The 25,409-nt window shown below is 46.5% G+C and carries 30 protein-coding genes; 9 read left to right on the forward strand and 21 right to left on the reverse strand.

Going from position 1 to position 25,409, the window contains the following annotated elements; all coding sequences use genetic code 11:
* Window positions 1–81 precede the first annotated feature (81 nt).
* Entirely contained in the window at window positions 82–1,098 is a 1,017-nt protein-coding gene (locus MHI54_RS06710) for a LytTR family transcriptional regulator DNA-binding domain-containing protein (RefSeq protein ID WP_095216774.1), read from the reverse strand.
* Between the two features lie 79 nt (window positions 1,099–1,177).
* On the opposite strand from MHI54_RS06710, the gene MHI54_RS06715 reads away from it, so the two are divergent.
* The 3 genes from MHI54_RS06715 to MHI54_RS06725 are packed head-to-tail and all read left to right on the forward strand — an operon-like array spanning window position 1,178 to window position 2,992.
* Entirely contained in the window at window positions 1,178–1,618 is a 441-nt protein-coding gene (locus MHI54_RS06715) for a YueI family protein (RefSeq protein ID WP_095216775.1), read from the forward strand.
* A 59-nt stretch (window positions 1,619–1,677) separates the two neighbouring features.
* Window positions 1,678–2,298, forward strand: coding sequence for a flavin reductase family protein (locus MHI54_RS06720; protein ID WP_095216776.1), 621 nt, complete (start codon window positions 1,678–1,680; stop codon window positions 2,296–2,298).
* A 13-nt stretch (window positions 2,299–2,311) separates the two neighbouring features.
* The gene (locus MHI54_RS06725) at window positions 2,312–2,992 is read left to right on the forward strand and encodes an SDR family NAD(P)-dependent oxidoreductase (protein ID WP_095216777.1); all 681 of its coding nucleotides are present in this window, start codon (window positions 2,312–2,314) and stop codon (window positions 2,990–2,992) included.
* Here MHI54_RS06725 and MHI54_RS06730 read toward each other — a convergent pair whose 3' ends face one another.
* The 10 genes from MHI54_RS06730 to MHI54_RS06775 form a co-directional block, all read right to left on the reverse strand.
* Window positions 2,993–3,535 (reverse strand): transcription repressor NadR, encoded by a 543-nt coding sequence (locus tag MHI54_RS06730; protein ID WP_340082700.1) that lies wholly within the window; start codon window positions 3,533–3,535, stop codon window positions 2,993–2,995.
* Window positions 3,536–3,605: 70 nt separating this feature from the next.
* Complete coding sequence (locus tag MHI54_RS06735; protein ID WP_095216779.1) at window positions 3,606–4,478, reverse strand: glycosyltransferase family 8 protein; 873 nt, start codon at window positions 4,476–4,478, stop codon at window positions 3,606–3,608.
* Between the two features lie 180 nt (window positions 4,479–4,658).
* Window positions 4,659–5,219, reverse strand: a complete 561-nt coding sequence (locus tag MHI54_RS06740) for a shikimate kinase (protein ID WP_095216780.1) — start codon at window positions 5,217–5,219, stop codon at window positions 4,659–4,661.
* Window positions 5,220–5,314: 95 nt separating this feature from the next.
* Entirely contained in the window at window positions 5,315–6,286 is a 972-nt protein-coding gene (locus MHI54_RS06745) for an aldo/keto reductase (RefSeq protein ID WP_095216781.1), read from the reverse strand.
* A gap of 223 nt (window positions 6,287–6,509) precedes the next feature.
* Complete coding sequence (locus MHI54_RS06750) at window positions 6,510–7,439, reverse strand: manganese-dependent inorganic pyrophosphatase (RefSeq protein ID WP_340082701.1); 930 nt, start codon at window positions 7,437–7,439, stop codon at window positions 6,510–6,512.
* 85 nt (window positions 7,440–7,524) lie between these two features.
* Entirely contained in the window at window positions 7,525–8,112 is a 588-nt protein-coding gene (locus MHI54_RS06755; RefSeq protein WP_095216783.1) for a DNA-3-methyladenine glycosylase, read from the reverse strand.
* On the reverse strand, window positions 8,109–9,344 hold the full coding sequence (locus tag MHI54_RS06760; protein WP_095216784.1) for an MFS transporter: 1,236 nt from the start codon (window positions 9,342–9,344) through the stop codon (window positions 8,109–8,111). Before MHI54_RS06760 ends, MHI54_RS06755 begins: the two co-directional genes overlap by 4 nt.
* A 97-nt stretch (window positions 9,345–9,441) precedes the next feature.
* On the reverse strand, window positions 9,442–9,837 hold the full coding sequence (gene mscL / locus MHI54_RS06765; protein WP_095216785.1) for a large conductance mechanosensitive channel protein MscL: 396 nt from the start codon (window positions 9,835–9,837) through the stop codon (window positions 9,442–9,444).
* 105 nt (window positions 9,838–9,942) lie between these two features.
* Entirely contained in the window at window positions 9,943–10,767 is an 825-nt protein-coding gene (gene nadE / locus MHI54_RS06770) for an ammonia-dependent NAD(+) synthetase (protein WP_095216786.1), read from the reverse strand.
* Window positions 10,768–10,902: 135 nt separating this feature from the next.
* Window positions 10,903–11,058 carry a hypothetical protein gene (locus MHI54_RS06775; RefSeq protein WP_158221588.1) on the reverse strand — a complete coding sequence of 52 codons (156 nt, stop codon included), beginning with the start codon at window positions 11,056–11,058 and terminating at the stop codon, window positions 10,903–10,905.
* Window positions 11,059–11,216: 158 nt separating this feature from the next.
* Between MHI54_RS06775 and MHI54_RS06780 the strand changes: the two genes are divergently transcribed.
* Complete coding sequence (locus MHI54_RS06780) at window positions 11,217–12,086, forward strand: SDR family oxidoreductase (protein ID WP_340082702.1); 870 nt, start codon at window positions 11,217–11,219, stop codon at window positions 12,084–12,086.
* Window positions 12,087–12,117: 31 nt separating this feature from the next.
* Here the strand turns inward: MHI54_RS06780 and MHI54_RS06785 are convergent, their stop codons facing one another.
* The gene (locus tag MHI54_RS06785) at window positions 12,118–13,077 is read right to left on the reverse strand and encodes a cation diffusion facilitator family transporter (protein WP_340082703.1); all 960 of its coding nucleotides are present in this window, start codon (window positions 13,075–13,077) and stop codon (window positions 12,118–12,120) included.
* 235 nt (window positions 13,078–13,312) lie between these two features.
* Between MHI54_RS06785 and MHI54_RS06790 the strand changes: the two genes are divergently transcribed.
* Window positions 13,313–13,843, forward strand: a complete 531-nt coding sequence (locus MHI54_RS06790) for an HD domain-containing protein (RefSeq protein WP_095217132.1) — start codon at window positions 13,313–13,315, stop codon at window positions 13,841–13,843.
* A gap of 133 nt (window positions 13,844–13,976) precedes the next feature.
* Window positions 13,977–14,498: a M15 family metallopeptidase gene (locus MHI54_RS06795; protein ID WP_340082706.1), complete on the forward strand. Its 522-nt coding sequence runs from the start codon at window positions 13,977–13,979 to the stop codon at window positions 14,496–14,498.
* 662 nt (window positions 14,499–15,160) lie between these two features.
* On the opposite strand, the gene MHI54_RS06800 is transcribed toward MHI54_RS06795, so the two are convergent.
* Together MHI54_RS06800 and MHI54_RS06805 are read right to left on the reverse strand one after the other, a co-directional pair.
* Window positions 15,161–15,349: a hypothetical protein gene (locus MHI54_RS06800; protein WP_095217130.1), complete on the reverse strand. Its 189-nt coding sequence runs from the start codon at window positions 15,347–15,349 to the stop codon at window positions 15,161–15,163.
* 109 nt (window positions 15,350–15,458) lie between these two features.
* Window positions 15,459–16,232 carry a glucose 1-dehydrogenase gene (locus MHI54_RS06805; protein ID WP_340082707.1) on the reverse strand — a complete coding sequence of 258 codons (774 nt, stop codon included), beginning with the start codon at window positions 16,230–16,232 and terminating at the stop codon, window positions 15,459–15,461.
* A gap of 156 nt (window positions 16,233–16,388) precedes the next feature.
* Here MHI54_RS06805 and MHI54_RS06810 point away from each other — a divergent pair, with 156 nt between their 5' ends.
* Together MHI54_RS06810 and MHI54_RS06815 are read left to right on the forward strand one after the other, a co-directional pair.
* Window positions 16,389–17,228, forward strand: coding sequence for a methyl-accepting chemotaxis protein (locus MHI54_RS06810; RefSeq protein WP_304442502.1), 840 nt, complete (start codon window positions 16,389–16,391; stop codon window positions 17,226–17,228).
* Window positions 17,229–17,243: 15 nt separating this feature from the next.
* The gene (locus tag MHI54_RS06815) at window positions 17,244–18,071 is read left to right on the forward strand and encodes a methyl-accepting chemotaxis protein (RefSeq protein WP_095217127.1); all 828 of its coding nucleotides are present in this window, start codon (window positions 17,244–17,246) and stop codon (window positions 18,069–18,071) included.
* A gap of 29 nt (window positions 18,072–18,100) precedes the next feature.
* Here MHI54_RS06815 and MHI54_RS06820 read toward each other — a convergent pair whose 3' ends face one another.
* The 6 genes from MHI54_RS06820 to tnpA form a co-directional block, all read right to left on the reverse strand.
* Window positions 18,101–18,679, reverse strand: a complete 579-nt coding sequence (locus MHI54_RS06820) for a hypothetical protein (protein WP_158221587.1) — start codon at window positions 18,677–18,679, stop codon at window positions 18,101–18,103.
* A 78-nt stretch (window positions 18,680–18,757) separates the two neighbouring features.
* A complete protein-coding gene (locus tag MHI54_RS06825) occupies window positions 18,758–19,567 on the reverse strand; it encodes a histidinol-phosphatase (protein ID WP_095217125.1) in 810 nt (269 codons plus the stop codon).
* Entirely contained in the window at window positions 19,564–20,463 is a 900-nt protein-coding gene (locus MHI54_RS06830) for an alpha/beta hydrolase (RefSeq protein WP_095217124.1), read from the reverse strand. Before MHI54_RS06830 ends, MHI54_RS06825 begins: the two co-directional genes overlap by 4 nt.
* Before the next feature lie 23 nt (window positions 20,464–20,486).
* A complete protein-coding gene (locus MHI54_RS06835; RefSeq protein WP_095217123.1) occupies window positions 20,487–21,353 on the reverse strand; it encodes an STAS domain-containing protein in 867 nt (288 codons plus the stop codon).
* A 134-nt stretch (window positions 21,354–21,487) separates the two neighbouring features.
* Window positions 21,488–22,420, reverse strand: a complete 933-nt coding sequence (locus MHI54_RS06840; protein WP_095217122.1) for a nucleoside hydrolase — start codon at window positions 22,418–22,420, stop codon at window positions 21,488–21,490.
* Between the two features lie 225 nt (window positions 22,421–22,645).
* The gene (gene tnpA, locus MHI54_RS06845) at window positions 22,646–23,116 is read right to left on the reverse strand and encodes an IS200/IS605 family transposase (protein WP_093727170.1); all 471 of its coding nucleotides are present in this window, start codon (window positions 23,114–23,116) and stop codon (window positions 22,646–22,648) included.
* 265 nt (window positions 23,117–23,381) lie between these two features.
* Here tnpA and MHI54_RS06850 point away from each other — a divergent pair.
* A protein-coding gene (locus MHI54_RS06850; protein ID WP_340081544.1) for an IS1182 family transposase occupies window positions 23,382–24,733 on the forward strand; the annotation gives its coding sequence in 2 pieces (ribosomal slippage) (window positions 23,382–23,949 and window positions 23,949–24,733; 1,353 coding nt in all).
* Between the two features lie 128 nt (window positions 24,734–24,861).
* Here MHI54_RS06850 and MHI54_RS06855 read toward each other — a convergent pair.
* Window positions 24,862–25,407 carry an RNA polymerase sigma factor gene (locus MHI54_RS06855; RefSeq protein ID WP_095217121.1) on the reverse strand — a complete coding sequence of 182 codons (546 nt, stop codon included), beginning with the start codon at window positions 25,405–25,407 and terminating at the stop codon, window positions 24,862–24,864.
* Window positions 25,408–25,409: the final 2 nt, after the last annotated feature.

Genomic DNA, 25,409 nt, shown 5'->3' on the forward strand with positions numbered 1-25,409 from the left:
ATCAAGCTTAATGGAAACCTAAAAAGACGAATGGAGCAAATGAAGGGATGAATGCTGCAATATCCAAGCTGAGTGGGGCACTTACAGACCGAGCATTCCCTTCAATTCCTCAAAGCGGTTTTTGGATAGCGGGACCGAGCTGCGTGAATGATCATCCAGAATCAAACTGAAGCTATTCCGTGTCCAGGTGACCACTTCCTTCACCTGCTGCAGATTCACCAGATAGGATCTGTGACAGCGAAAGAATCCGAATGCCCTTAGCCGCCCTTCTAATTCCTGAAGCGTATATGTACATGGAAATACTCCATCTTGAAGGTGCAGCTGTGCCATTCCTTCGCTGCTTTCAATAAAGTTGATATCAAACGGATTGAAGAGAATGATCTTATCATCGATTTTTGCTGGGATCTTTTCCAATTTGACTGGCTGAAGCACCTCTTCTTCTGCGGCATCTTCATCCTCTTTCTCTTCGATAGCTATTCGTTTACAGCTTTTATCCGTCAGCGAATAGACATGATCTGTCAACGCCAATGCATTTTCCAAATCTATAGTGGTAAGGAGGATGGTTTTATCTTTCTTTTTGAGCTCATCGATGATGCGATGGATGATCAAGCTCGTTTCCAGGTCTACATTCTGTTCCGGTTCTTCCATGATGACTATTGGCTGATCCTGCACAATCAGCCTTCCGATCTGCAGTCGGCGTTCCTGTGAAAAAGTCAGCTTGCCGATTTTGGTCGTTCGCCATTCGCGCAAGCCGACTTGCTGCATCACTTCTTCCAGATCCACCTTGCTTCCATGGATTTTCCGAAAGAAAGCAAGGTAATCCTTCACTCTCATCCTCGTGTAAGCTGCATCTTCCAGATACAGAAAGCCGATTCTATCATTCACGGAATGCAGGTTTTCGATATTTTCACCGAATAGTAGTACACTACCGGTAGAAGGATTTTCTTTTTTGTTAATTATTTTAAGAAGCTGATTCCCGATCACTTTATTGCAGCGAATCACATAGCACTCCCCTGCTTTCAGCTCTATATCGATTGGAGGCAGGAGCATCGTATTACGTGATGTCTTGCTGAGATTTGCAAATTGCAATGTCGTCATTTATGTATCGCCCCCCATTTTACTTTTATTGTAAAGCTAACGTCATGAATTGGAAATACCGAATCGGAGGTGAGGAGCATTGAAAAAGAATATTGATGATTACCTTAACGAAGGCATATATGGAACAAAAGAAACAAAGGCAAGTGAAAGGAAGGAATATCTGGGAACTTTGCGGGAGCGGACCATTCTGGCAATGACTGAAGGGGAGGTCGTCCAGCAAAAGGGACTGCAGCAGCTGGAAACAGCGATGAAAAGCTATCCGGATGCATCCTTGCGTTTATCTGGCGAAGTGAATATGCGCTTCTTCAAGCCCTATAAAACACTCGCGTCATCCTACCGTATCCCCTACACATCCGTCACCAATCAAGGAGTCGATGTGGATATTGCACTCGTGCTGCATGTCGACCATGCAATAGATAAGCAGGAAATCTTCTTGGAAGAAAAAGAAGCCCCTGCAAAGAGCATCGAAAAAACGGACCATTCTTTTTCTTCCATGCTTAAGAATATCTTTAAAAGGTAATAGAACTGTTAAGCGCTAGTAAGATTCATGTGATAGCCCGACCGAAAGGAGTAATAAATTTGTATACATTCCATGCAAAAGATCTATCCACCAAGACACATTATAAAATACTCACAGGAAGCATCATCCCTAGACCGGTAGCCTTCATCACAACCAAGTCCGAGGAATCGGATGCCGTGAATGCTGCACCTTTCAGCTACTTTTCAATCGTCAGTGCAGCGCCTCCGATCATCAGTATTTCCATACAGCGCGCAGAGGGCAGACAGAAAGACACAGCACGTCATGCCATTCGCTCGGGGGAACTTGTCGTCCATATCAGCACCGAGCCGATCGCCGAGGATATCAATAAGACCGCAGCTACCTTGCCTGCCGAAGAAAGTGAGCTTGATCACACCGGTTTGACGCTTGTCCCGAGCACATATATCTCGGTTCCCGGAATCAGCGAAGCTTCCATCCGGATGGAATGCACTTTATATGATCATATCGAAATAAAGGATGAGGAAGGAGCTGTCACAGCAGACCTATTGCTCGCCAAAGTGGCAGGCTATCATCTTTCTCCGGAAGTTTATGATGACAGTACCGGGTATCTAGATGCAAAAGCAATCCAGCCAATCAGCCGTTTGGCTGGCAACGATTATAGTAAGCTTGGTGAGCTATTTACACTGAAACGCCCCAAATGACAAGGAGAGTGGAATATATCCATACGTATGCGACCTGGCATCATTCACCAGTATTCATGCCTGTGCAGAAGCGTTGAAAACACACCTTCCTGTGATCGACATACTCATCAACAATGCCGGCATCATCACACCAAAAAAGCAATATACCGCTGATGGCTTGGAAATGATGATGGGAGTGAATCACTTTGGACACTTCCTGCTGACCAATTTGCTGCTGGGACAGATCAAGGCAGCCCCACAAGGGCGGATTGTCGTCGTGTCCTCCGGTGCTTATAAAATCGGAAAAATCAACCTTCATGATTTAGACGGAACGGAATCCTATACGCCTTGGCGGAATTATGGCCACAGCAAGCTTGCCAATCTTTTGTTCACCAAGGAGCTCTCCCTGCGGCTGCATCATTCGAATGCCACAGTGAATGCGCTGCATCCAGGAGCCGTCAGTACGAGTCTAGGCGTGGACAGACACACCGGTTTCGGCAAAAAAGTCCATCAGTTGCTCCGTCCTTTTTTCCAATCACCCGCCAAAGGAGCTGATACCGCTTTGTATTTAGCAGAAAGCCCTGAGGTTCAGCATGTATCCGGCGGATATTTTTATAAACGGCGGATACAGGAAGTGAAGGGACAGGCGGATAATGAGGAATTATCCAAACAACTATGGGCAATGAGCGAAAGAAAAGTGGGATTGACTGTATAGTCAATCCCACTCTGGTACTAATAAGCCGCGCTCCCTCAACAGCTCGATCGCCTCGTCCATTATCGACTCATCATCTGCAGCCAGGGTATGGAGATGGATGCCCTCCGTCAATTCAGATAAATAGCCTGCTCTGCTGTTTGCAATCCTTTCAATGAACTTCTTGACTTCCCGGCGGCTGGAAACCATGATGGAGGCTGTTATTTGTCCGTAAACAGGATGTTCCACCCGGACATCCTTCACTGTCACTCCCAAGTCGACAAGCAATTGCAGCTCTTCCTCTGTTCGTCCAGGAGCATGCTGGCAAGCTACGATTCTTTCCACTGAATAAACTGGCTGCTGCTGCAGTATATATCCTTCACTGGTAGCAATGATCGGATGCTGCTCTGCTTTCAGGAGCGTGACATCGCCTACGATCACTTGCCTGCTGACATTCGCTTCCTTCGCCAATTCACTTCCCTTGAGCGGGCCATTTGCTGACTGCAGCTTTTCCAGCAGCCATTTTCTGCGCGTCTTCCCCAATAGCTTCTTTTTTTCTTGAACCATTCTGATCCGTCCTTTTTTCTGTTTCCTGTATTATAGCAAATAAAAAAGGCACAGCCATACCAGCTGTGCCTTAGTCTGCATACACTTCCTGTTCTTTTTGTCCCGGAAGCACTTTCCATGGGGTCTGCTGCAGGAATTCGAAGTAAAGAGGAGCAAATGGATGTCCGACATCCGAATTCCATGGTTTATTTGCACCTGTGAAGTGGACGATGGCCGGGGATTGACGCGCCTCCTTATAGCGTTTCCGTTCCGCAAGCTCCGGCGGTGTCTTGGTCTTGAGTATGATGAAGGATTGAGCGTTCCATCTTGGGTGTATCGGCTTCCACTTATCCCAAAGGATGGCATTCAAAGCATCCTGATCATGCAAGTAAAGGAACTCTGGATCATTGTTTTCATCAATGAATTGCAGTACCTTTTTTGAAATATCCTGTTCGCGCCAGCCTTCCATGTCGATGACCATCATACCGGAATTGAAATATTTACCCTCCGTCGTGATGTTCATCTTTTCCAGCCTCCGCAGCTGCCCGGCATCCTCCACTGCCGCCAGCAATTCACCATCCAAGTCCATGTCACACAACTCGGAAATGTCTGTAAGGACCAATGTATCGCAATCGATATAAATGACTCGCCCGACAGCTGGATCGGTTATGATTTCCGGAATGGAAATGCGGTAATAAGCTGTTTTATTGATATATCTGCTTTCTGTTGCATTCTTATATGATTCGGTATCTATGGTCAGAAAACGGATCGGGACACCGAATTGCATCGTCGTCTTCATCAGCCTCCGCTTATTCGGCTTGGTAATGCCTCCGTCGATTACATATAGCATGACTCGTCTGTTTCGATTGACATTTGTAAGCAGTGATGCCAGCATCACACCAAGGTGGTGGGCGTAATTATCATCCGCACTGGAAACAACATGAATTGTATCTTTGTGATGCAAGACGTTCATCCTCCTTTGAAATCGTATCTTTCTGTACCCCGCATTCCATTCCTGAAAACTTTCATCAGTGAAAATAAGCAGATAGGACCCGTTAATTATTTGATAATTAGGACAATTATCAGGTTAAAAAGAGCTATTACAACAAATGCAATTGCAATAGCTCTTAGATCAAGTTCCTGATCACGATAGCGGCTGATGGAGTTCCCATCCCAGCTTCAATATTTCTACGATATAATCTGCAACTTCTTCCGGATTCAGATCATCAGTTGTAACGCGTGCATTATGCTCTGCATAAATCGCCTGCCGTTCATCGAAAATCCGCTGAACCTCATCCACCGACTTATTATGCAGTACCGGGCGATTCTCGATCAGCAGATCCATACGTTCCTTCCACCGATCCCAGCTTAAATCAAGGAATAGCACAAGACAGCTGTCGAGGCATTTCTCACGGATGGCTTCCTGCTTGAACGCACCGCCACCGAGGGAAACGATATTGCATTGTTTATTATCACAAATATCGATGACCGTGTTCCGTTCGATTTCCCGGAAATATCCTTCCCCATGCTGAGCGAATATCTCCGGGATCGTCATGCCGCAACGGCGTTCGATCTCGATATCGATGTCGATAAAATCCCTATACAGTTTATCGGCCACCAGCTTGCCGATCGTCGTTTTCCCGACACCCATGAATCCGATCAGGACGATATTTTTCGCCCGCACGGGTATATGCTGTCTGCTCATAGTCCGCACGCCTTAACTCCCCTCTTTCATACCGTATACTTTGTGATATGTTCTATTGTATACGATAAGTCAAAAAATCGTAAGGGAGAAATGCTTTATTCCACTTTGGCATCCTCCAGCTCCAGATTCAGCCATTTCACTTCCTCCTCGGTCAATTGAATATCGATCGCCGGTAGGGCTTCTTCCAGCCGCCGCACATTTTTACAGCCGACAATGGCGCATGTCGGAAACGCTTGATGCAGGACATATGCGACAGCAATCTGGTTCGCCGTCACACCTTTCCTGTTGGCTATTTCGACAGCACGGTCATATCGTTCCCAGTTATCATCATTGTAATAGACACGCGCGATTTCTTCATCCGTCACATGATTGCGATCATATGTACCGGTGAAGAATCCTCCCGCCTGAGCTGCCCAGGAAATGACCGGCATTCCCGTGCGGCGATGCCAAGCAAGATATTCATCATCCAGCGCGACCGTCCCTGCCCATCGCACTTCATTCAGCTGCGCAAGGCTGAGATTCGGACTGTTCACCATCAGCCTGTCATATCCTTTGCTATCGGCATAGGCATTGGCCTCCTCGATACGATCCGGCTGCCAGTTGGACACTCCGTATATGCCTATTTTCCCAGCCTGCTGATGCTCATGCAGCATATCCATCAGTTCCTGGACAGATACACTGCGGTCATCCCGATGTATGAGATAGATATCGATGAAATCAGTCTGCAAGTTCCCCAAGCTCTCATGCAGATCCTTCGTAATCTCGACAGGGTCCACCCGTTTCAATTCCGGATGATGCGTGCCATCCCGATCGATATGATAATGGCCGCCTTTTGAGATGAGGATGACATCTTTGCGGGTGCCGCGCTCCTGCATCCATTGCCCGATCAGTTTCTCTGCCTGGTATTTTGCGTATTTCGGACCTGTATCGATCGTATTGCCGCCTGCCTGCAAGAAGGCATCCAAAACAGAGAATACATCTTGTTTTTTATCTTCGAAGAATTTTGTCGTTCCCAGGATCAATTTTGAGAGCGGGCGCTCGATACCTGGTATAGCTGTGTATTTCATCCTGAAAAGCCTCCCTTTTATTCTGAAAAGTAAGTCAGCAATTTGCATTCCTATTCCCTTATTCAGTGAAAAAGTATTCTTTGCTGCTGCAGAAAAAACAGAGTTCTTTGATCGGAAGAAGATATTACGAGGTTGTTTCCTATGCGGGTGTATATCCACTTTAGCATTATGTACATGCTGACAGCAAATAAAATGAGCAGGCTGTATGCCTGCTCATTTATTATCAGCCATTCATGGCTTCGGTCAAAACCGGTACGATTTGTTTCTTGCGGGATACAACACCTTTAAGTGTTGCCGTGTTGTTTGATAGTGTCACGTTGAACGCTTTTTCGACTGCTTCCGTATCTGCTCCCAAGGCAATTGCTGTGGAATCATTTGTCAGGATATTCGTGATGGCGAACAGATAGAGCTTCAGACCTTTATCCGTGATCTTCTGCTTCATCGCAGCCTCCACTTCAGCCTGACGGACAAGGACATCCTGTTCATCGACGACATTGACCTGTGCGATTTCGACAGTTGCATCGCCCATTTGGAATTCCTTCGCATCAAGTGTGATCAATTCCTCCGCGGTTTTCTTGCTGACATCGGCGCCTGCTTTCAGCATATCCAAGCCATATGTATTTACATCGACGCCTGCGATTTCTGCAAGCTCCTCCGCGGCCTTCACATCTTGTTCCGTGCATGTAGGAGATTTGAACAATAGGGAGTCGGAGATGATCGCACTCAGCATCGCACCTGCGATTTCTTTCGGGATCTCCACTTCATGTTCTTTATAGATCTTTTTGATGATGGTAGCTGTACAGCCTACTGGCTCCGCACGATAATAAAGCGGATCCGCCGTCTCAAAGTTCGCGATGCGATGATGGTCGACCACTTCGATTACGGAAACAGTATCGATGTCCGAGACACTTTGCTGCTTTTCATTATGGTCTACCAGGATGACTCGCTCGGCATCTCCGTCGATTGCCTCAATCATCCGTGGAGCCTCCAAGCCGAAAGTTTTCAAGGCGAATGCCGTTTCTTCATTCAATTCTCCCAGGCGGACTGCTTCAGCTTCCATACCTAGTTTATTTTTCAGATGTGCGTATGCAATTGCGGATGTAACCGCATCTGTATCCGGGTTTTTATGTCCGAAGACGAGTACTTTACTCACTGCCTATCTCTCCTTTTTGCATTGTCGGCTATTGCCGGACATGATGTATTCATTTTACATGATTCGAGCCGTTTTAAAAAGGGACTCACCTGGAAACATATCTATTACCGTGCACCCAGAAACGCCAAGGATAATCACGCGCTTCCTGTGCATTCGGAATTCCGATTCTCGGCCCTATCTCCACTTGCTCAGGTTTATAGCCTTGCGTAATATATAGCGGCGGTTTGGTGAAATGACCGCCATATTGCGCTTGCATGATCCCCATTGCCTGACACAGCTTGCCCGGGCCATTCGTCAGCTCTCTCGGCTTTCGCCCCGGCCTGCGCGTCTCCATGAGCGGAATCCCTTCCTTCGGTTCAAGCGCCCGGATGAGGACAGCCTCGGGTATCCCGGCATCTGCACTGACGACATTCAGCAGCACTTGCCGATGCATCGTGTACGTGTAGATATGGCCCGGGGCATGGAACATGATTTCCGTCCGTTTCGTCCGCCGATTATTGAAGCTGTGCGCAGCCCTGTCGAGTGCGCCCCGGTATGCTTCGGTCTCCACGATATATCCGGCGGTGATTCCTTCCGTTGTTTCATGTACAAGCAGGCAGCCCAACAAGCTTGGAGCCAGCTCCAATGTAGGCTGCTCATAGAATGACTGCGGCAGCGGCTGATAACTTGTCATTTAACATGCTCCTTTTTCAAAACAGGCTTCGGTTTTTGCTCCTTCCCTTTTAGCATTACCCAAACCTGGAATAAGAATGGGGCACCGATGATGACGAGGATGGCTATGATGGTGAATATCGGTATAGGATGGACAGCGCTGAAATGATCCAGCAGCATCCCTCCAACCAGCGGTCCCGCCACGCTCCCAAAACCTGTAAATCCCATTGCACCGAAATATGTCCCCTTCATATCAGGATTGGCAATCTCATCGATGAACATATCCGACATCGAGAATAACAGCACTTCTCCGATCGTGAACAAAATGACAGCTCCGGCAATCCAGATGATGTCATGCAAAAAAGCCATACTAAGCAGACTGACTGCAATCATGACATTCCCGAGCATCAAGGACAACACCAGCGAATACCGCTTCGCTACAGCGACTATCGGATATTGCACAATGAGGACCGTCAAAGCATTCAGCGTGAGCATCATGCTGAAAAGCTTAGCACCGTCCTCGATAGCGGGCGTGGCCGCAAAAAATTGCGGTAAGGTGGCGCTGAAATGTGAATACCCGAAGACACTGATCGTCACTCCTATCAGCAGGAACATAAACAATGTGTCCCTCCGCGTTACACGAAATGCTTCACGGACACTGATCCTGTTCGCTGCAGTGGTTGCTTCCACTTTGACTCGCAGGAATTGAAAGATCAAAACAAGTCCATAGACAAAATACACGGCAGCAGCTATCAGGAATGGCGCCGTGGAAGAAGCTGAACCGAAGTACAGGCCCAAAAGCGGCCCGAATACCACACCAATATTGATCGCTGTATAGCGCATATTGAAAACGAGCAAACGATTTTTTTGATCCGTCACATCCGATAAAAGCGCTTTGGATGTAGGTTCGAATAAAGAGCGGCATAATCCATTCAGTGCATTCATGACAAAAAATACCCAGATGGCATCCGCCAATGCGAATCCAACGAATACACCGCACCAGCCAAATATACTGATACCGATGATTTTCTTTCTGCCGAACCGATCGGAAAAATATCCTCCATAAAAGCTGGATAGAATACCGACCAAGGAACTGACGGCAATGATCAATCCCGTAAAACCTGCTGATGCCCCCTTCTCCTGTGTCAAATAAATGGCTAAAAAAGGAATACTCATACTAGTGGCCATCCTGCCGAACACTGTCCCTATGATGATCGTCCAGCTAAAAGGATGAAGTGAACGCAAAACCTGCATGCTGTCTCATCTCCTCGCAATCCAAATTATAGCAGATTACAAGGCTCTGTTCCCTGCTTTCCCGAACCTCAAAGAAAATAATCAAAAAGGATCAGACTCATGTCTGATCCTTCATTTTCCCTTCACTTTTCAATAGATCGCGAATTTCCGTGAGAAGTTCCTGTTCCACGGTCAGTTCCTCGACTATCTCTTCTGTCTGCGGCTGCTTACGCTTCAGCTTATTCATTACCTTGACCACCATGAACATCGCTGCAGCAATCAAAAAGAAATTGATTACAGTTTGAATGAATGCACCATACTTCACTACAGCATTGCCAACAGTGAACTGAAGCCCGCTAAAATCGTGCCCGCCTGTGATGATGCCGATAAGCGGCATGATGATATCATTGACGAGCGAAGTCGTGATGGCACTGAATGCAGCACCAATGACCACGGCAACCGCCAAGTCCACGACATTTCCCCGTAACGCAAACTCTTTGAATTCCTTGAGCATCTTTTATATCCCTCCTGCGGATAGTAACATTTTTGCGCATATATCTATCTTTTTCAGGTATGGATAACATAAAAAAAACAAGACCCGCCTGGGGTCTCATTCATTTTACAGTTCCTTCCACCAATCATCATGCATGGATGCTGGCTGCTGACGTTTATGCGTCGTTTTGAAATAACGATCCTCAAGCAGCTTGGCCGTCTTCTCGTCGATGATTTTACCTTCGAGATAATCATCGATGTCCTCGTATTTCAATCCAAGCTCCGCTTCATCTGCTTGTCCAGGCTTCTCGTCAAGCAAATCAGCAGTCGGCGCTTTTTCATACAGACGTTCCGGCGCGCCGAGCTCCATCAGCAGCTGCTTGCCTTGACGCTTGTTCAGACCGCTTAGCGGCAGAACATCCGCACCGCCATCCCCATATTTCGTGAAGAAACCAGTGATTGCTTCCGCTGCATGATCTGTACCTATGACAAGCAGCCCCTTCTGCCCGCCGATTGCATATTGGGCAATCATCCGCATCCGCGCTTTTATATTGCCTTTATGATAATCGGCAAGTTTTTCGCCAACAGCATCTTCATAGGCATCGGCAGCGTCGACTACAGGCTCCTTGATATTGAAAACATAAGATTCGGCCGGATCGATGAATTGCAATGCCAGCTGTGCATCCTCTTCATCCGCTTGCACGCCATATGGCAGACGAACAGCAGCAAAGGTCACATCCTTGCCTTCATTTTTCAATTCTTCGATTGCCAATTGCGCCAGGCGTCCGGCCAAGGAGGAATCCTGTCCTCCGCTTATACCAAGCACATATCCATTGGCACCTGTTTTCAGCAAATATTCCTTCAGGAAGTCGATTCGGCTGCGGATTTCCTGTTTTGCGTCTATTGTAGGTTTCACTTGCAGCTCTTCGATGATTCTTTTTTGATTGGACATGATTTTGCCTCCTCGATTGTCGATAGTAATACTCTTTTCCCTCTCAAGCTGGAACGTAATCTATATATGTATCATGCTCTCTTCCTCTAGTATAAACCAATCACCTGATAAAAGCCGAAAAATAAAACCCACGGGTCAGTTCTCCGCGGGTTTCCTATTCAGATATGCTTCTATTTCCTCCATCGTCTTTTCCATACGCTGGATATCTATATCAAAATCAAGATCTGTCGAACGAAAGAATGGATCGTCAAAAGTGAAAAGCTCTGCAATGTAGTCTTCATACGCACGCATCGCAACCATCTCCTTTCCATTTCCTCTTTCGTCTATTCTAGCTCAAATCCCTGCCGAAAAAAACCCATTCAAAGGAACTTATTCATCCCCTCCGCGTTTTAGAACGTCCTATTATTGTCAATAATTCCTTCTATGGAATAGAAGGAGGCAGAGTCAAGATGGATTTATATGATTTCATGAAAGAAGGCAACCCCGGAAGAAAGCAGACCCGGCAGCCTGGTATCCAGCACGAGATGGATCCCCTCCCGATTGAGGAATTCGACCATTGGAAGGGCAGCGGAAAGCTGCGCGGAAAGGTGGTCTTAATTACCGGCGGGGACAGCGGTATCGGACGCGCCGTTGCCATCGCCTATGCAAAAGAGGGGGCCGAAGTTGCCATTTCGTATTTGGATGAACACAAGGATGCGGAATACGCCAAAAAACGCATCGAGCAGGAAGGGGCCAAATGCATCCTCTATCCAGGGGATATAAGCGATGCCGCGTTTTGTGACAAACTTATCGAACAGGTTGTACAGGACTTCCATAAGCTCGATATCCTGGTGAACAATGCCGCCCGCCAGGAAGTGCAGAATGATCTGACCGACATTACGCCGGAGCAGTTCGAGCAGACGTTTCGGACAAATTTCTTCAGCTATTTCTACCTGACACGTGCTGCACTTCCGCATCTGGGGAAGGGAAACTGTATCATCAATACATCATCCGTCACCCCGTATATAGGGAACCCGACATTGATCGATTACACATCGACCAAGGGGGCCATCGTCGCTTTTACTCGTTCCTTGGCAAAAGGATTGGCTTCTAAAGGGATAAGGGTGAATGGCGTCGCACCCGGACCGATTTGGACACCGCTCATCCCGGCCACCATGCCGCAAGAGACCCTCCAAAGCTTCGGCACCCAGACACCGCTTGGCCGCCCAGGCCAGCCGGTTGATCTTATTGGCAGCTATGTATTGCTTGCTTCCGATGAAGCAGCTTATATTACCGGCCAATTCATTCACGTAAATGGCGGGGACTATATGTCATCTTAAGGAAAATAGGGAAGCTGCAGATGCAGCTTCCCTATTCTTTGCTTTTCCATGCTTGGGTTTTATCATCTTCATCGAATTCGATGATGACATCCGTGACGCCTCTATGCTTCATGATTTGAGCCTCCAGCCGATCCTTGATATCATCGGCGGCAGCCACAGTTATGGTCGGATCGATTTCCAGTTTCGCTTCGACGTGGAAAGATTCCCCTTCTTTCACCACTGTCATTTCCTGCACATCCCGCACATCTTTATCGGCAAATAAGATATTCCCGATCTTATCAGCCATCTCTTCGTCCGCTTCCCCGATGACACCAGCGGCATTATCAAGGAAAACACGCCCGACGACCAGAAACATCATGGCACCGATTATGATGGATGCGATACCTTCCGCTTGGTAAAACGGTGTATAAGCGGCAATAAGGATAGCGATGATGGCGATCAATCCCCCGCTGGTTGCAACCAAGTCTTCCATGAAGACCAGCTTTGTAGCTGGCTTTGCCCGTTTCACATGGGCAAAGCTCATAGGAATGACCGCCAGTCCCTTTGCACCCGATTCGCTCTCATGGGCAATCTCACGCATAGCTTTCAGCAGCACGTACCCTTCCAGGATGCAGCCGAGAGCAAGCACGGTGATACTGATCCATAATCCTTCCGACTCTGACGGATGAGCCAAATGGGTGATTCCCTCACGGATCGTTTCATAAGCAAGTATCCCGACGATCAGAACAGCTCCCAGGAGAACTAAGTTGACAGCCCGGCCGAACCCGCCAGGGAAACGCTCCGTCGGTGCTTTTTTACTAAGTGCGGATCCGACATAGACGAATAGCTGGTTGGCAGCATCTCCGAAACTATGCATCGTTTCTGCGAACATGGCCACATTTCCTGTCAGTAAGAAAGCTCCTCCTTTTACAAGCGCAATAACCAAATTGACCAATGCAGCCAACGCAGCTGATTTACTTCCTTGGCGCAACAGACTTACATACTCTTTCATGCTGTCTCTTCCTTCTTTGTATATTTATATGTAGCAGTTTATGGTAACAATAATTTTAGCATAGCATACATTGAATGCAACACTGCCCCTTTTGCTCTCTGTCAGGCTGTATGTTTTAGTTTTAGTAGAAACGGTTATTCCATATACATGCATTTCAATTTTTTTTACTTGCAGTCTTCGGCCTGACGTGTTAATATCTTGAACAATATACTTTTACAAAGGAAGGAGACAAAAAATGAGAAAAGTAACGCTGGAACAGATTTATACCCACCCCATTGCAGTGAAATACCTCGGGCGCTCCGGGCAGGCCCATGCGATATCGGTAGCCGAAAAAGCCTTGGTCATCAGCGATAGGGATCAAGTCGATCCAGACATGGCGGTCAAAGCCGCATTGCTGCATGATATCGGCCATTATGAATGGTACCGTGACGGGAAGTGGGACTATGATCTTTATAAACAGAATGATATCCATGCCATCAAGGGCGCTGCACGTGCACACAAGCTGCTGATCCGATTAGGTGAAGATCCTCGGGCGGCTAAAGCGATTTCCTTGGCCATCCTGCTCCATACCGACTCGTACCTGCCTGATCAAAACCTGAAGCTTGATCCCTTACAAAAAGTGGTGGCCGAAGCAGATACGGCTGATGAAGAAGCAGGCGGCGCGCATCATTATAAAAGCATTTCACAGCAAGAAGCACTGAAACGCATCCGGAAATTGGACGCAAGCATCGAGAAGCGCATGATGAGACAAGTCCAGACAAGCTGATCATGACCGCTTCCTTCCCCCTTCCTTATATCCCCTATCTTTCCTGTTAAATCTACTCTTCAAAACGTGCAATCTGCCTCTCATTCGGCTATGCTAGAGTATAGTATAAGAGATTACAAAAGGAGAATAGAGTTTGCACTGGAAAAGGATTATAGTAACCACCCTACTTATGACAGTTGCAGCGTTGATCCTATTCGGCTTTTTGCATATAGAGCAGCTTCCGCCAAATCAATCCAACCCTGCTGATTCCATGGATGCAGAAGACATCACCGGCCTTCATCCCACAGTAGAAAAGAATATGCATAAACTGATCGAAAAGTCTGCTGATATCGGAATCCCGATCATCATCACCGATGACTACCGTTCCAATGAAGAACAAGACAAGCTGTACGCTCAAGGACGGACAACAGAGGGACAGATCGTCACCAATGTCCAAGGAGGGGAATCCATGCATAATTATGGACTCGCCATTGACTTCGCCTTGGAGCCGGAACCGGGAAATGTCATTTGGGATATGGAATACGATGGGAATGGCAATGGGGAATCCGATTGGATGGAGGTAGTCGAAATCGCCAAAGAACTTGGCTTCGAATGGGGCGGAGATTGGCAAGGCTTCAAGGATTACCCGCATCTGGAAATGCATATCGACCAATGAGAGGCTGGGACAAAAGTGTTTTAGCCAAATAAAAACCGAACTATATTGCAAATCTTCATACGAAAATTTGCATAAGTTCGGTTTTTTGATTAGTTATCTCCTAGCGCAGGGAGAACACGGAGACTCCTGCGGGAACAGCGCGAGCTGAAGACCCCGCAGTGGTGACCTTTCCACGAGGAGGCTGAGGCCGGGTCCGCGGAAAGCGGTGTGTCCTGCCGAAGCAGGGCTCAAGAATAAGATTCGGTTTTAAGCACTGGGGAATTAGTTATGTCCCAACCTCTTTGTTTTCATAACGAAGAAAAATTGAAGTAAACCACTAATAACGTAATATAAATTTCTGCTATCTCTTCCTATGATAAGCTTGCTTCCTTGTGAATCGAGCTGCTCTTCCACATTAAGACGGTTCATGGTTTATGTGAAGGAGGGAGGAAATGAAAAATCTATCAATCATCTGTTTCACTATGATTGCGGAATGCTTATAGCTACCATCTTCCAAATGGATCGGATGGAGATTTCCCTTCTGGCAAGTATAATGGTTTTCGCTGTGATTTGGCTGTCATCCCTGCTCAACAGAAACGCGAATAATCAGTCAGTCATATACTATGCCTCCTATTTATAACAGCCATTCGTAAGCTCAAAAAAAGCACCCTAAAGGCGCTTTTTTAGTTAGCGATAATAAGATAGGCGCTAAAGCAGATGACGTAGATGGCAAAACAGAAAACCGCTGCGCGCATGTAATTGCTTGTCAGGTCGAACAATACCTTCAATCCATTGGATAGGATCGCAGCTGTCGTTAGTACAAAGGTAATCCCAAGCATCAGCATAGCGCTGACGAAAGTGATCTGCTCCATTTCCACCCTCTCCTTCACTATTACTTACACTCATAATAGCTGGAATCGGGGACGCACTCCTGTTTTTCCGGTAACATTATCAGCAGGGAAGTGACTATTTTGTCACCTATCACAATTCAAGCTGGGAAGGATACAGTGTCATACCGCCATCGACGAAAAGAGTCGTGCCGGTTACATAGCTTGATTCCTTGGATACCAGCCATGCCGCTGCCGCTGCAATTTCTTCTGGTTTGCCAAAGGATTGCATCGGTATCTTTTTCATTTGCTTTGCTTCATTTTCCGGCTTTGTATCTTCGTTCCGCTCCGTGGCAATCGTTCCTGGTGCAATGGCATTCACCCGGATGCCCTTGTTTGCATACTCGAGAGCCATCGTCTCCGTCAGAAGCTTGATTCCGCCTTTTGATGCCGCATAATGACTATCCGATGGCTTCGGTATCTGCTGATGAACACTGCTTATATTGATGATGCTGCCTTTGATATCATTATCCAGCATATAGCGGAGAGCCGCTTGCCCGCCCAGGAAGGTGCCCGTAAGATTCACATCCAGGACACTTCTCCACGTATCCTCATCCATTTCATGGAATGGCTCCGGTTTACTGAATCCAGAATTATTCACCATTACATCGACTCCGCCGAATTCCTCCAATGCCCCCTCAAGCAGTTGCTGCACCTCGTCTTTCTTGGATACATCCGCTTGAATGACGATAGCCTTCCCGCCTGCCTGACGGATATTTTCAGCTGCTTGTTTGGCACCGTCCTCATCTCCGCGGTAGTTGACAACAATATTCATGCCCTCTTGTCCGAAACGTTCCGCAATTGCCCGGCCGATTCCTTTGGATGAACCCGTGACGATGGCAGTCTTTCCCTTCAGATCATTGTACATATGAATAACCCTCCCGAATCGTTCTTCTCTGCTTTTCCCAAAATTCAATGGATGAAAACTTTTCTACAAATTATGACAAAATAAGACTTGAAGCGCTTCACTTCCTGGTCCTTCTTACCGATATAAGAAGAAACCATGTGCAGAGGAGATCGTTCAATGAATTCTACGATTCAGGCAGTAGTCAATATTGCCCCCATTATAAAGGACACTCTAGGACCGACAGCCGCAATGGGCGTACTGGATACCGAGAAGTTTGTATACTATGCCCCATCGACAATCTTGACTCTAGACATCGAAGCGGGAAAAACAAGACTGGATGAACATGACGTTTATCTTCGCGCCATCAAAGGTGAACAAATCGTTTTTGCGATCACTGAAGATTATGAAGAACTTGGTGCACCAGTCGTCACTTCCATAACTCCGATCCGCGATATGGAAACGAATGAAATCGTTGGCTTATTATCCTTATCCCGTACATTGGAGCATCAAGCGAAGCTGGATAAAGAGCTTAGCAAATTGAATGATGTGATCGATGCACTTCAAGGTAAGGTACAGCACGTAGCTGCCCAGGCAGAAGAGCTTTCGGCTACAAGTAGTGACATCAACGAACAAGCCAACAGCGCCAATCAAAACTCACACCAAATTGGGGAAGTGGTTCAGCTTATTGAACAAATTTCCACACAGACGAACCTTCTTGGATTGAATGCAGCCATCGAGGCAGCCCGCTCAGGGGAAGCAGGAAAAGGCTTCGGGGTTGTGGCAGATGAAATCCGAAAGTTATCCGATAACACGAAGGAAGCCGTCCAAACCATCGGCAAATCCCTATCGGAAATCCGTTCCAGCATCGAGAATCTCACACTGAGCATCAACGAAGTTTCCACTTCCTCCGAGGAGCAGTCGGCCATCATGGTCGAATTCATGGATGATATCCAGGCTTTGGACGAAAAGAGCAAACAAATCATCGAAACAATGAAAAAAGTGACGAATCAAGGTTAAGGAGGTTGACTGATAATGCATCCTACAATACAAGCAATGGTCCACTTAGCACCGGAAATCAAAAAGAATATCGGGGAAAACAATGTTGTAGCAGTGACAGACAAGGAGAATTTCGTTTATTTCTCCCCTTCCAAGGATTTGGATGTGGGCATCAAGGTTGGGGACTTTGCCTTCACAGAGGATAATGATTTGCTGCGACGGGCGCTGCAAGGCGAAAAAGTGCAGGTCCATATCCCAAAAGAACGCTATGGTATCGGCATGCAAAATACCGCCAATCCAATCCGTGATGAAAATGGGGAAATCGTCGGCGTCATCCAGATTACCAAAACCCTGAAAGATGAAGAACTTTTAGACGAAGAGCTGGATGAATTACGCGCCATTGTCAGCAGTCTGCAAGGAAAAGTACAGCAAGTGGCAGCCCAAGCAGAGGAGCTCTCCGCCACGAGCATGGATATCAATAATCAAGCATCCCATGCGAACGCCAACTCTCAGGAAATCAGCAAGGTGGTTCAATTAATCGAAGATATTTCGACACAGACGAATTTGCTAGGCTTGAATGCAGCCATCGAAGCAGCTCGCTCCGGCGATGCCGGCAGGGGCTTTGGTGTCGTGGCAGATGAGATACGCAAGCTTTCCATCGGAACGAAGGAAGCTGTCGGAACGATCGGTCAGTCGCTTCAGGAGATTCGGACAAATATGGAGAACCTGACATTAAGTATCGGCGAGGTATCCACCGCCTCTGAAGAGCAGTCCCGCGTGATGGTGGAATTCATGGAGGATATTCAAAACCTCGATAAACAAAGTAATGATATCGGACAATACATGAAAGAAATCACCAATTAAAAAATCGCCTCCGGATTGGAGGCGATTTTTTAGATGGATTGTTTATTGTTGGGAGCTGCTGGAGTTGCTGTTGCCTTATCGGTTGGCTGACTCTTTTGTTCATCTGAACCATCGGCTTCATTCTTCGGCTTTGTCATTGGGTCATCAGGGGCACTTTCCGGTTTTGCTTCCATCAGCTTAGTGGAAGCTTCCTTCGCTTTGCTGCCTGCATTCTTCAAGTCATCTTTTGCTTCTTTTACTGTGCCAAGAGCCGATTTGGAATCTTCCTGAACGTCCTGGACAGAGGACTTGATTTCATTTTGCGCTTTGTCATAGACGTTTTTTACGTCATTGGCTGCATCCTTGGCAAGCTCCGTCGCATCCTGTACCTTGCTCATGACTTGCTCTTTCGTACCCTGAGGATCTTGTTTTGCTTCTTTTACAAAGCTGACGACCGTATCCTTTGCCATGCCGACATTCTGGAATACTTTCTGACGCGTCTGTTTGTTAAGCAAGACGATTGCTGCGCCGGTAACCGCTCCAGCGACTGCGCCTGTCAATAGTTTGGAGCCAGCTTTAGCCTGTTCTTTCACTTCGTTCTTGTCTGCTGTTTGTGCTTGTACCATCATGAACACTCCTTAGACTTTTTTGTTTGCTTTATTGGTGTATACATACCCCTTCCCAATGAAAGTAAACAAAAAACAGCCTTACAACGGAAGCGATTTTTTCTGCTTTTGGACAAAGTAGACCATTTCCTTGAATCCAATATCCTTCAGTCGCACTTTCACCTTATCAAAATCCTCGCCGATACGGGATGGTATATGTGCATCTGAACCGAAGGAAATATCCACTCCATAATGCAGCGCCCGCTCAAGGATGCGATCGGAAGGGTACCACCCGCCGACTGCCTTCGTACTTCCCGATGTATTCACTTCAATGGCGACACCAGCTTCCCCGATCACTTTCAAGGTCTGTTCGATGGCATGATCTGCAGGAATATCAGAAAAAGCAGGATAGAAGCCCTTCATTGCATCGATATGGCCAAGCACTTGGAAGATGCCGCTTTTTGCCGACTGCTGGATCAAATCATAATAGGTTTCTTTCACTCTGATATGCTCTGCTTCCGATAAGCCATCCCATCTTCCTTTCTTGAAGATATTCACTTCATCCACGTAATGCACCGAGCCGATGATATAATCGAATGGATATTTACGATAGTAGTCCGCATATAATGCAGCATGCTGCGGAAAGAAATCACTTTCCACTCCCAGCAACACATGGATTTGGTCCTTGTATTTTTCTTTCAGCTGGAGCACTTCCTGCACATAAGCTTCAAAGCCGCTGATCGGCATCGCAATGCCAGGATAAAGCTGATCTTCCTCACTATAGAAATACGGAGAGTGATCGGCGATTCCGATATACTCCAATCCTTTTTCTATCGCAGCTTTGATGTAGTCTTCGATTTGACCCTCCGCGTGCCCGCATCGATAATGATGTGTATGCAAATCGAACGTCATACTCCTGCCCCCTCTGCTACTCGGCTTGTCTCTTTCAAGAATTCTTTTAGCAGCCGATTGACTATTTCCGGCTGTTCGTGATGCACCCAGTGCGTCGCATCATCGACATATACCAGCTCATAATCCGTACAGAATTTAGTGGATTCCTGTGCCAATTTCTTTAACAGGAATTGATCCTTGATTCCCCAGATGATCTTTGTCGGCACATGGACCATGACTGCATCCTTTTCGGCGTACCTGGTGAAATTGTTCTTCTCTGTCAGCGCACGATACCAGTTCAGCATACCTGTCAGCGCCCCAGGCTTAGCCCACGCCTCCTTATAATGATCCACATCCAACGGAGAAAACGTGCCTGCTTGGCTGAATTTCGTCAGCGCCATTGTCAAGCCACGATAATCATTCGCTGCCAAAGAACGTTCCGAAACGTCCTGTATCTGGAAAAAGGCCATATAGGAACTCTTGAACCATTGCAACGGCCGGGTTGCAAATATCCTCGGCATGGCAGCAGGATGGGGCATATTGATGGCTATGAATTTTTCTACATGCTCAGGTCGTGTCACTGCCAGGTGCCAGCCGACAGCCCCTCCCCAATCATGCCCGATGATGATGGCCTTTTCCCTTTGAAAAACGCGCATGACGGCCAAGACATCATCACGCAGCTCGTCCAGTACATAATGATCAGCGCCCTCCGGCTTATCACTCAGGTTATATCCGCGCTGATCGAGCGCCAGCACACGGAAACCTTGCTCTGCAAGCGGTACGATCTGTTCCTTCCACCCATACCAGAATTCCGGGAAGCCATGTAAAAGCATCACCAATTTACCATCATTCGGACCTGCTGCAGCCATATGCAAATTCAGTCCATTCGCTTTCACTGTCAAGTGCTCGACTCTCATTACAATCCTCCCTACATATGATATTAACTGCGGGTCAATCCATATTGCGCCAATGCCTGCTGTAAAGAATGATAGAAAGAAATATCCTGCACTTCCCTGTTTCCTCCTAAAATCATCACCGAATCGGGACGCAGACCCGAGATGGCACAATCAACTCCAAGCATATTCAGGATCTCCACCATCTGCTTGAGCTTTTCCCTCACACAAGTCTCCTTGAAACTTGCTCCGGACAAGTCTATGAAAAGCGTTTCGATGCCTTTCTCCTTGCAAAGCTGCGGTATATATTGAATGATCAGCTGCGCCCGCCGCTCGCTGATATGTCCAACCAGCGGAAAAACTCCCATACCTTTCATGATCGGGATGACAGGCGAACTAGTCTTATGAATTTGTTCGCGCTGACTCTTTATTTTCCTGTCGATCAGCTCATAATAAAATTTCGTAAATTTATTTAAAACTTCATCTAATGCACAATGGAGATTTTTCGACCAGCCGATGACCATGGCCGGTGTCACATCCTGCTTATGCATTTCCGTAAAGGATTCGATGAATTCCAAAATGACTGTGCCTGATTTACCGACTGCCTGCAGCACTTCATGAATCGGAGTATTCGTCTGCACTCGGCTCTTCGCCACTTTATCCACCCATGCCTTAACATTCTTCTCATATCGTTTTTCATCCCCCAGGATTGCACAGGCCACTGTATCAATGGTCATCCGATGCTGTTTCCGAAGTTTCGCACGCATCTCTTCACCAGCGTCCTCCGCATAAATCGAATTTCTATACTCATTCAGCAAAGAGGCCCAACGATCCGTTATTCGAGGAGCACTATCCATGATGTAATCGTAGAGTGCTTTATTTATGTCCGGCATGCGAATCACCTTCATCTTCATGATTTTCCTCCATTATATCCGAACAGCGTTAACGCTTCTATCGTGAATATATAAAAAAGAGCCTGCAGACGCAGACTCCTTCTATCTAACTATGCGGAAACTCCCGGACGAAAAAGGATACCCCCAAGTAGCTTTTATGCACGGTTCAGCACAGCAACCAATAATGCAAGAAAACGATCCGCTTCTACTTTCATACATACTTGGACATTCGCATGCTTACCCCATTTTCCTTGGCGATCCCAGACCGTCTGACCGTCACAGTATGTACTGTTTGTTTCCACTGCCACGGAACAGGCTGTCTTTTCAACCAAGGTTGGATCGATGAGTACCCCGACTGCCAGCGGATCATGCATGGCACAAGCCCATATCCCATTCTGTTCATAGAATGCTTTCCGATATGTAGCAGTACTCGTCTTCACAAAATCATGCAGCACCGGATCTTTAATTGCTTCCATATGCCCTTCGGCGAGCAAAGCTTTCTTCGTAACGTCCAGCCCAACCTGCGTAAGCTTCGGTATGCCGGCCTCCAGGACAATGCTGGCAGCTTCCGGATCGGCAAACATATTGAACTCCGCAACAGGCGTGACATTCCCGACTCCATTGATGGCTCCGCCCATGTAGATGACTTCCTTCACATTGTTCACAATGGCAGGTTCTCGCTGAATTGCCAGTGCCAAGTTAGTGAGTGGCCCCGTACAGACAAGGGTGATATCGCCAGGATTTCCCATGACTTGCTCGATCATGAAATCAGCTGCTTCTCCTCCTGCTATCCCCCTGCTTGAGACAACGTCCTGCAGCGCTCCGCCAATTCCATCCGTGCCATGTACCCTGTGTTCAAAATGAGGCTGTCGTTTCAACGGCACTTCACTTCCTTGGACAATAGGAATCGCTGGTGCATCGATTAAATCAAGCACCTTACACGTATTCATTGTCGCAGCTTCCAGCGAAACATTTCCGCAGACAGTGGTGATACCGATAAGCTCCAACTCTTCACTCTGGACAGCCAACAGAATCCCGATTGCGTCATCAATGCCTGTATCCACATCCAAAATCAGTTTTTTCCTCATAAAACACCCCAAACACGAACAATAATTTAGATAATACCATAATTTCACTTAAATTATACATATAATCAAGTATAAATAAAATAAAAAGTTCGTAATCAAAACCACCAGTGTGAACTGGTGGTTTGTTCTGCGGCTAAAAGCCTTTGTTACCGGCCTAGGCCTCAAAGGCCCGCTGAATGGGTTCCCTCTTGCACCACATCTACTCACCAATTCTAAAGAATTTCTTTATTTCTTCCGATTTTTTTCTCCTGTAAATGGATCGTACTCTTCGAATAATGTCAATTGATCGCCCATATAGTCCTCTTTTAGCTGATTCCTAATATATTCTTGTATTTGTTTCTTATTTCTCCCGACTGTATCAACATAGAATCCTCGACACCAAAATTTTCGATTTCCATATCTATATTTTAAATTGGCATGACGATCGAATATCATTAAACTACTTTTCCCTTTTAAGTATCCCATAAATTGTGACACACTTAATTTCGGCGGGATACTTATCAACATATGAATGTGATCCGGACAAGCATTTGCTTCATGGATAATCACACCTTTCCGTTCACATAAATCCCTAATAATTTGTCCGATACTCTTTTTGTATTTTCCGTAAATAACCTGCCTTCTGTACTTTGGCGCAAATACTACGTGATACTTACAATTCCATGTTGTATGTGCTAAACTGTTCATGTCCTTCATAGGGCACTCCTCCTTCTATGGCGAGATAAAGTGGTCGGGAAACCAACTTTATCCTACCATGAAGTGAGGTTTTTTTATTACCACGCTTGAAGCTTTCTGGAACCCCCGGCATAGCCAGGGGTTTTCTAATACATATAAAAAAAGGATGCAGATTATCTGCATCCTTTCAGGCTGTCGAGAAAGTCTCGACAGCCTTTTTATTTTGAGTTCACTTCTTTTTCTTACTTTTTTATAATAGAAGAAACGACTAAAAGGCGGTGCCAAGATGTTAAATTCCAGAGAGAATGACCAAACAGCTCTTGAAATCGTAACTATAGAAGAACTTGTCCCTGAAAACCACCTATTGCGTAAGATAGAAACCCACATAGATTTCTCCTTCATCCGTGAAAAAGTTCGTCCTTATTATTCGGCGGACAATGGCCGTCCTTCCCTAGATCCTCTTGTCCTCTTTAAAATGATCTTTATCGGCTACCTTTTCGGTATCCGTTCCGAAAGGCAATTAGAGAAAGAAATCCAGACAAACATTGCTTACCGTTGGTTTTTAGGACTTAAACTCACGGACCCAGTCCCTCACCACTCTACAATAAGCTGGAATCGTTGTAATCGATTCAAGGGCACAGATATCTTCCAACAAATCTTTGATGAAATTGTAGAACAGGCAATGAAGCATCGTATGGTTGGAGGACGCGTCTTATTCACTGATTCCACCCACTTAAAAGCCAATGCGAATAAAAGAAAGTTCATCAAGAAGGAAGTACAGGAAGCTACTCGTTCATATCAGGAAGAATTGGATAAAGCAATCCAAGAAGAACGTACAAAACAAGGAAAAAAGCTTTAAAGTCACGAGAGGAGGTGACAGAAACGAAAGTAGTGAAAGAAAGCACGACTGATCCAGAGAGTGGCTATATGTATCGAGAAGGAAAGCCTGAAGGCTTTTTCTACTTAGATCATAGAACTACGGATATGAAATATAATATTATTACCGATGTCCATGTCACGGCCGGAAATGTGCACGATTCACGGCCTTATTTGGAGCGCCTTGAACGACAGAAGGAACGCTTTAATTTTGATGTGGAAGCTGTCGCTCTGGACTCCGGTTATCTCACTACGCCAATCTGTCACGCCTTGAATGAACAGAATATTTTCGCTGTCATCGGTCACCGACGTTTTCATCCTACTAAAGGATTAATGCCTAAATGGAAGTTCAAGTATGTCCCAGAGAAAGATCATTATGTTTGTCCAAACGGACAAACATTACCTCTGCGAACAACAAATCGAGAAGGGTATAAAGAATACGCATCTGACCCTAAACAATGTACTGCTTGCCCACTGTTGGCCACATGTACGAAATCAAGAAATCATCGAAAAGTTATCACAAGGCATGTTTGGGAAGGTAGTAAAGATTGGGTGCGGGAAAATCGCCTGAGCCACTCAGGAAAGTTATTATATAAATTGCGAAAAGAAACGATAGAGCGAAGCTTTGCGGATGCGAAACAACTCCACGGGCTTCGCTATTGTAGGTTACGAGGAAGAGAAAAAGTGCAGGAACAGGCGCTGATGACAGCGACCTGTCAGAACATAAAAAAGATAGCCAACCACCTAGCAAAGCTAGGATAGGTAGGTGGCTGGCTATCTTTTTTATAAAACAGCCCTTTAAAGAAAGCAGAAGAGTATCGAATAAAAAAAGATTGTAGAGAAACTGGGATTTCTCTACAATCTGAAAGGATGCAGATTATCTGCATCCTTTAAATACACTCCATTCTCTCCCGCTGCAGCTTTGCTTGTTTAACAGCAGCTTTAGCGCGGTATAGCCTTGTTTTCACTGTTGCTTTCGGCAGGGATAAAGAAGCAGCGATCTCATTCTCTTTCATATCTTTCCCATAGCGCAGCGCCAGTACTTCCCGAAGCTTCGGCTTCAATTGCCGGATATCCTGCTGGAGTTCCTGTTTGGTCTCCCGCAGCTCCACTTCCTCGATGACGATATGCTCTAGATAGTGCTGCTCCAATTCCCAGCTGGCCAGCTCGATACTGATGAACTTTCTCTTCCCTTCTTTCCGCAGCATATCGATTGCCGTGCGGGAAGCGATCGTTGCCAGCCACGCACCCGCTTTTGCCATATCACCCAGCTTGTCCAGATTCCGGTAAGCTTTGATGAATGTTTCCTGCGCCGCATCCTCCGCCAGCTGCGGATCACGCAGCACCTTCCGTGCCGCGCGATATACCCGCCGATGGTAGAGCGAATAGATATGCTGAAATACCGAGTCCATCACATATACACATTCGCTTGCCACGT

It is taken from the genome of Terribacillus sp. FSL K6-0262, from assembly GCF_037977385.1.
In the GTDB taxonomy this organism is placed as follows: domain Bacteria; phylum Bacillota; class Bacilli; order Bacillales; family Amphibacillaceae; genus Terribacillus.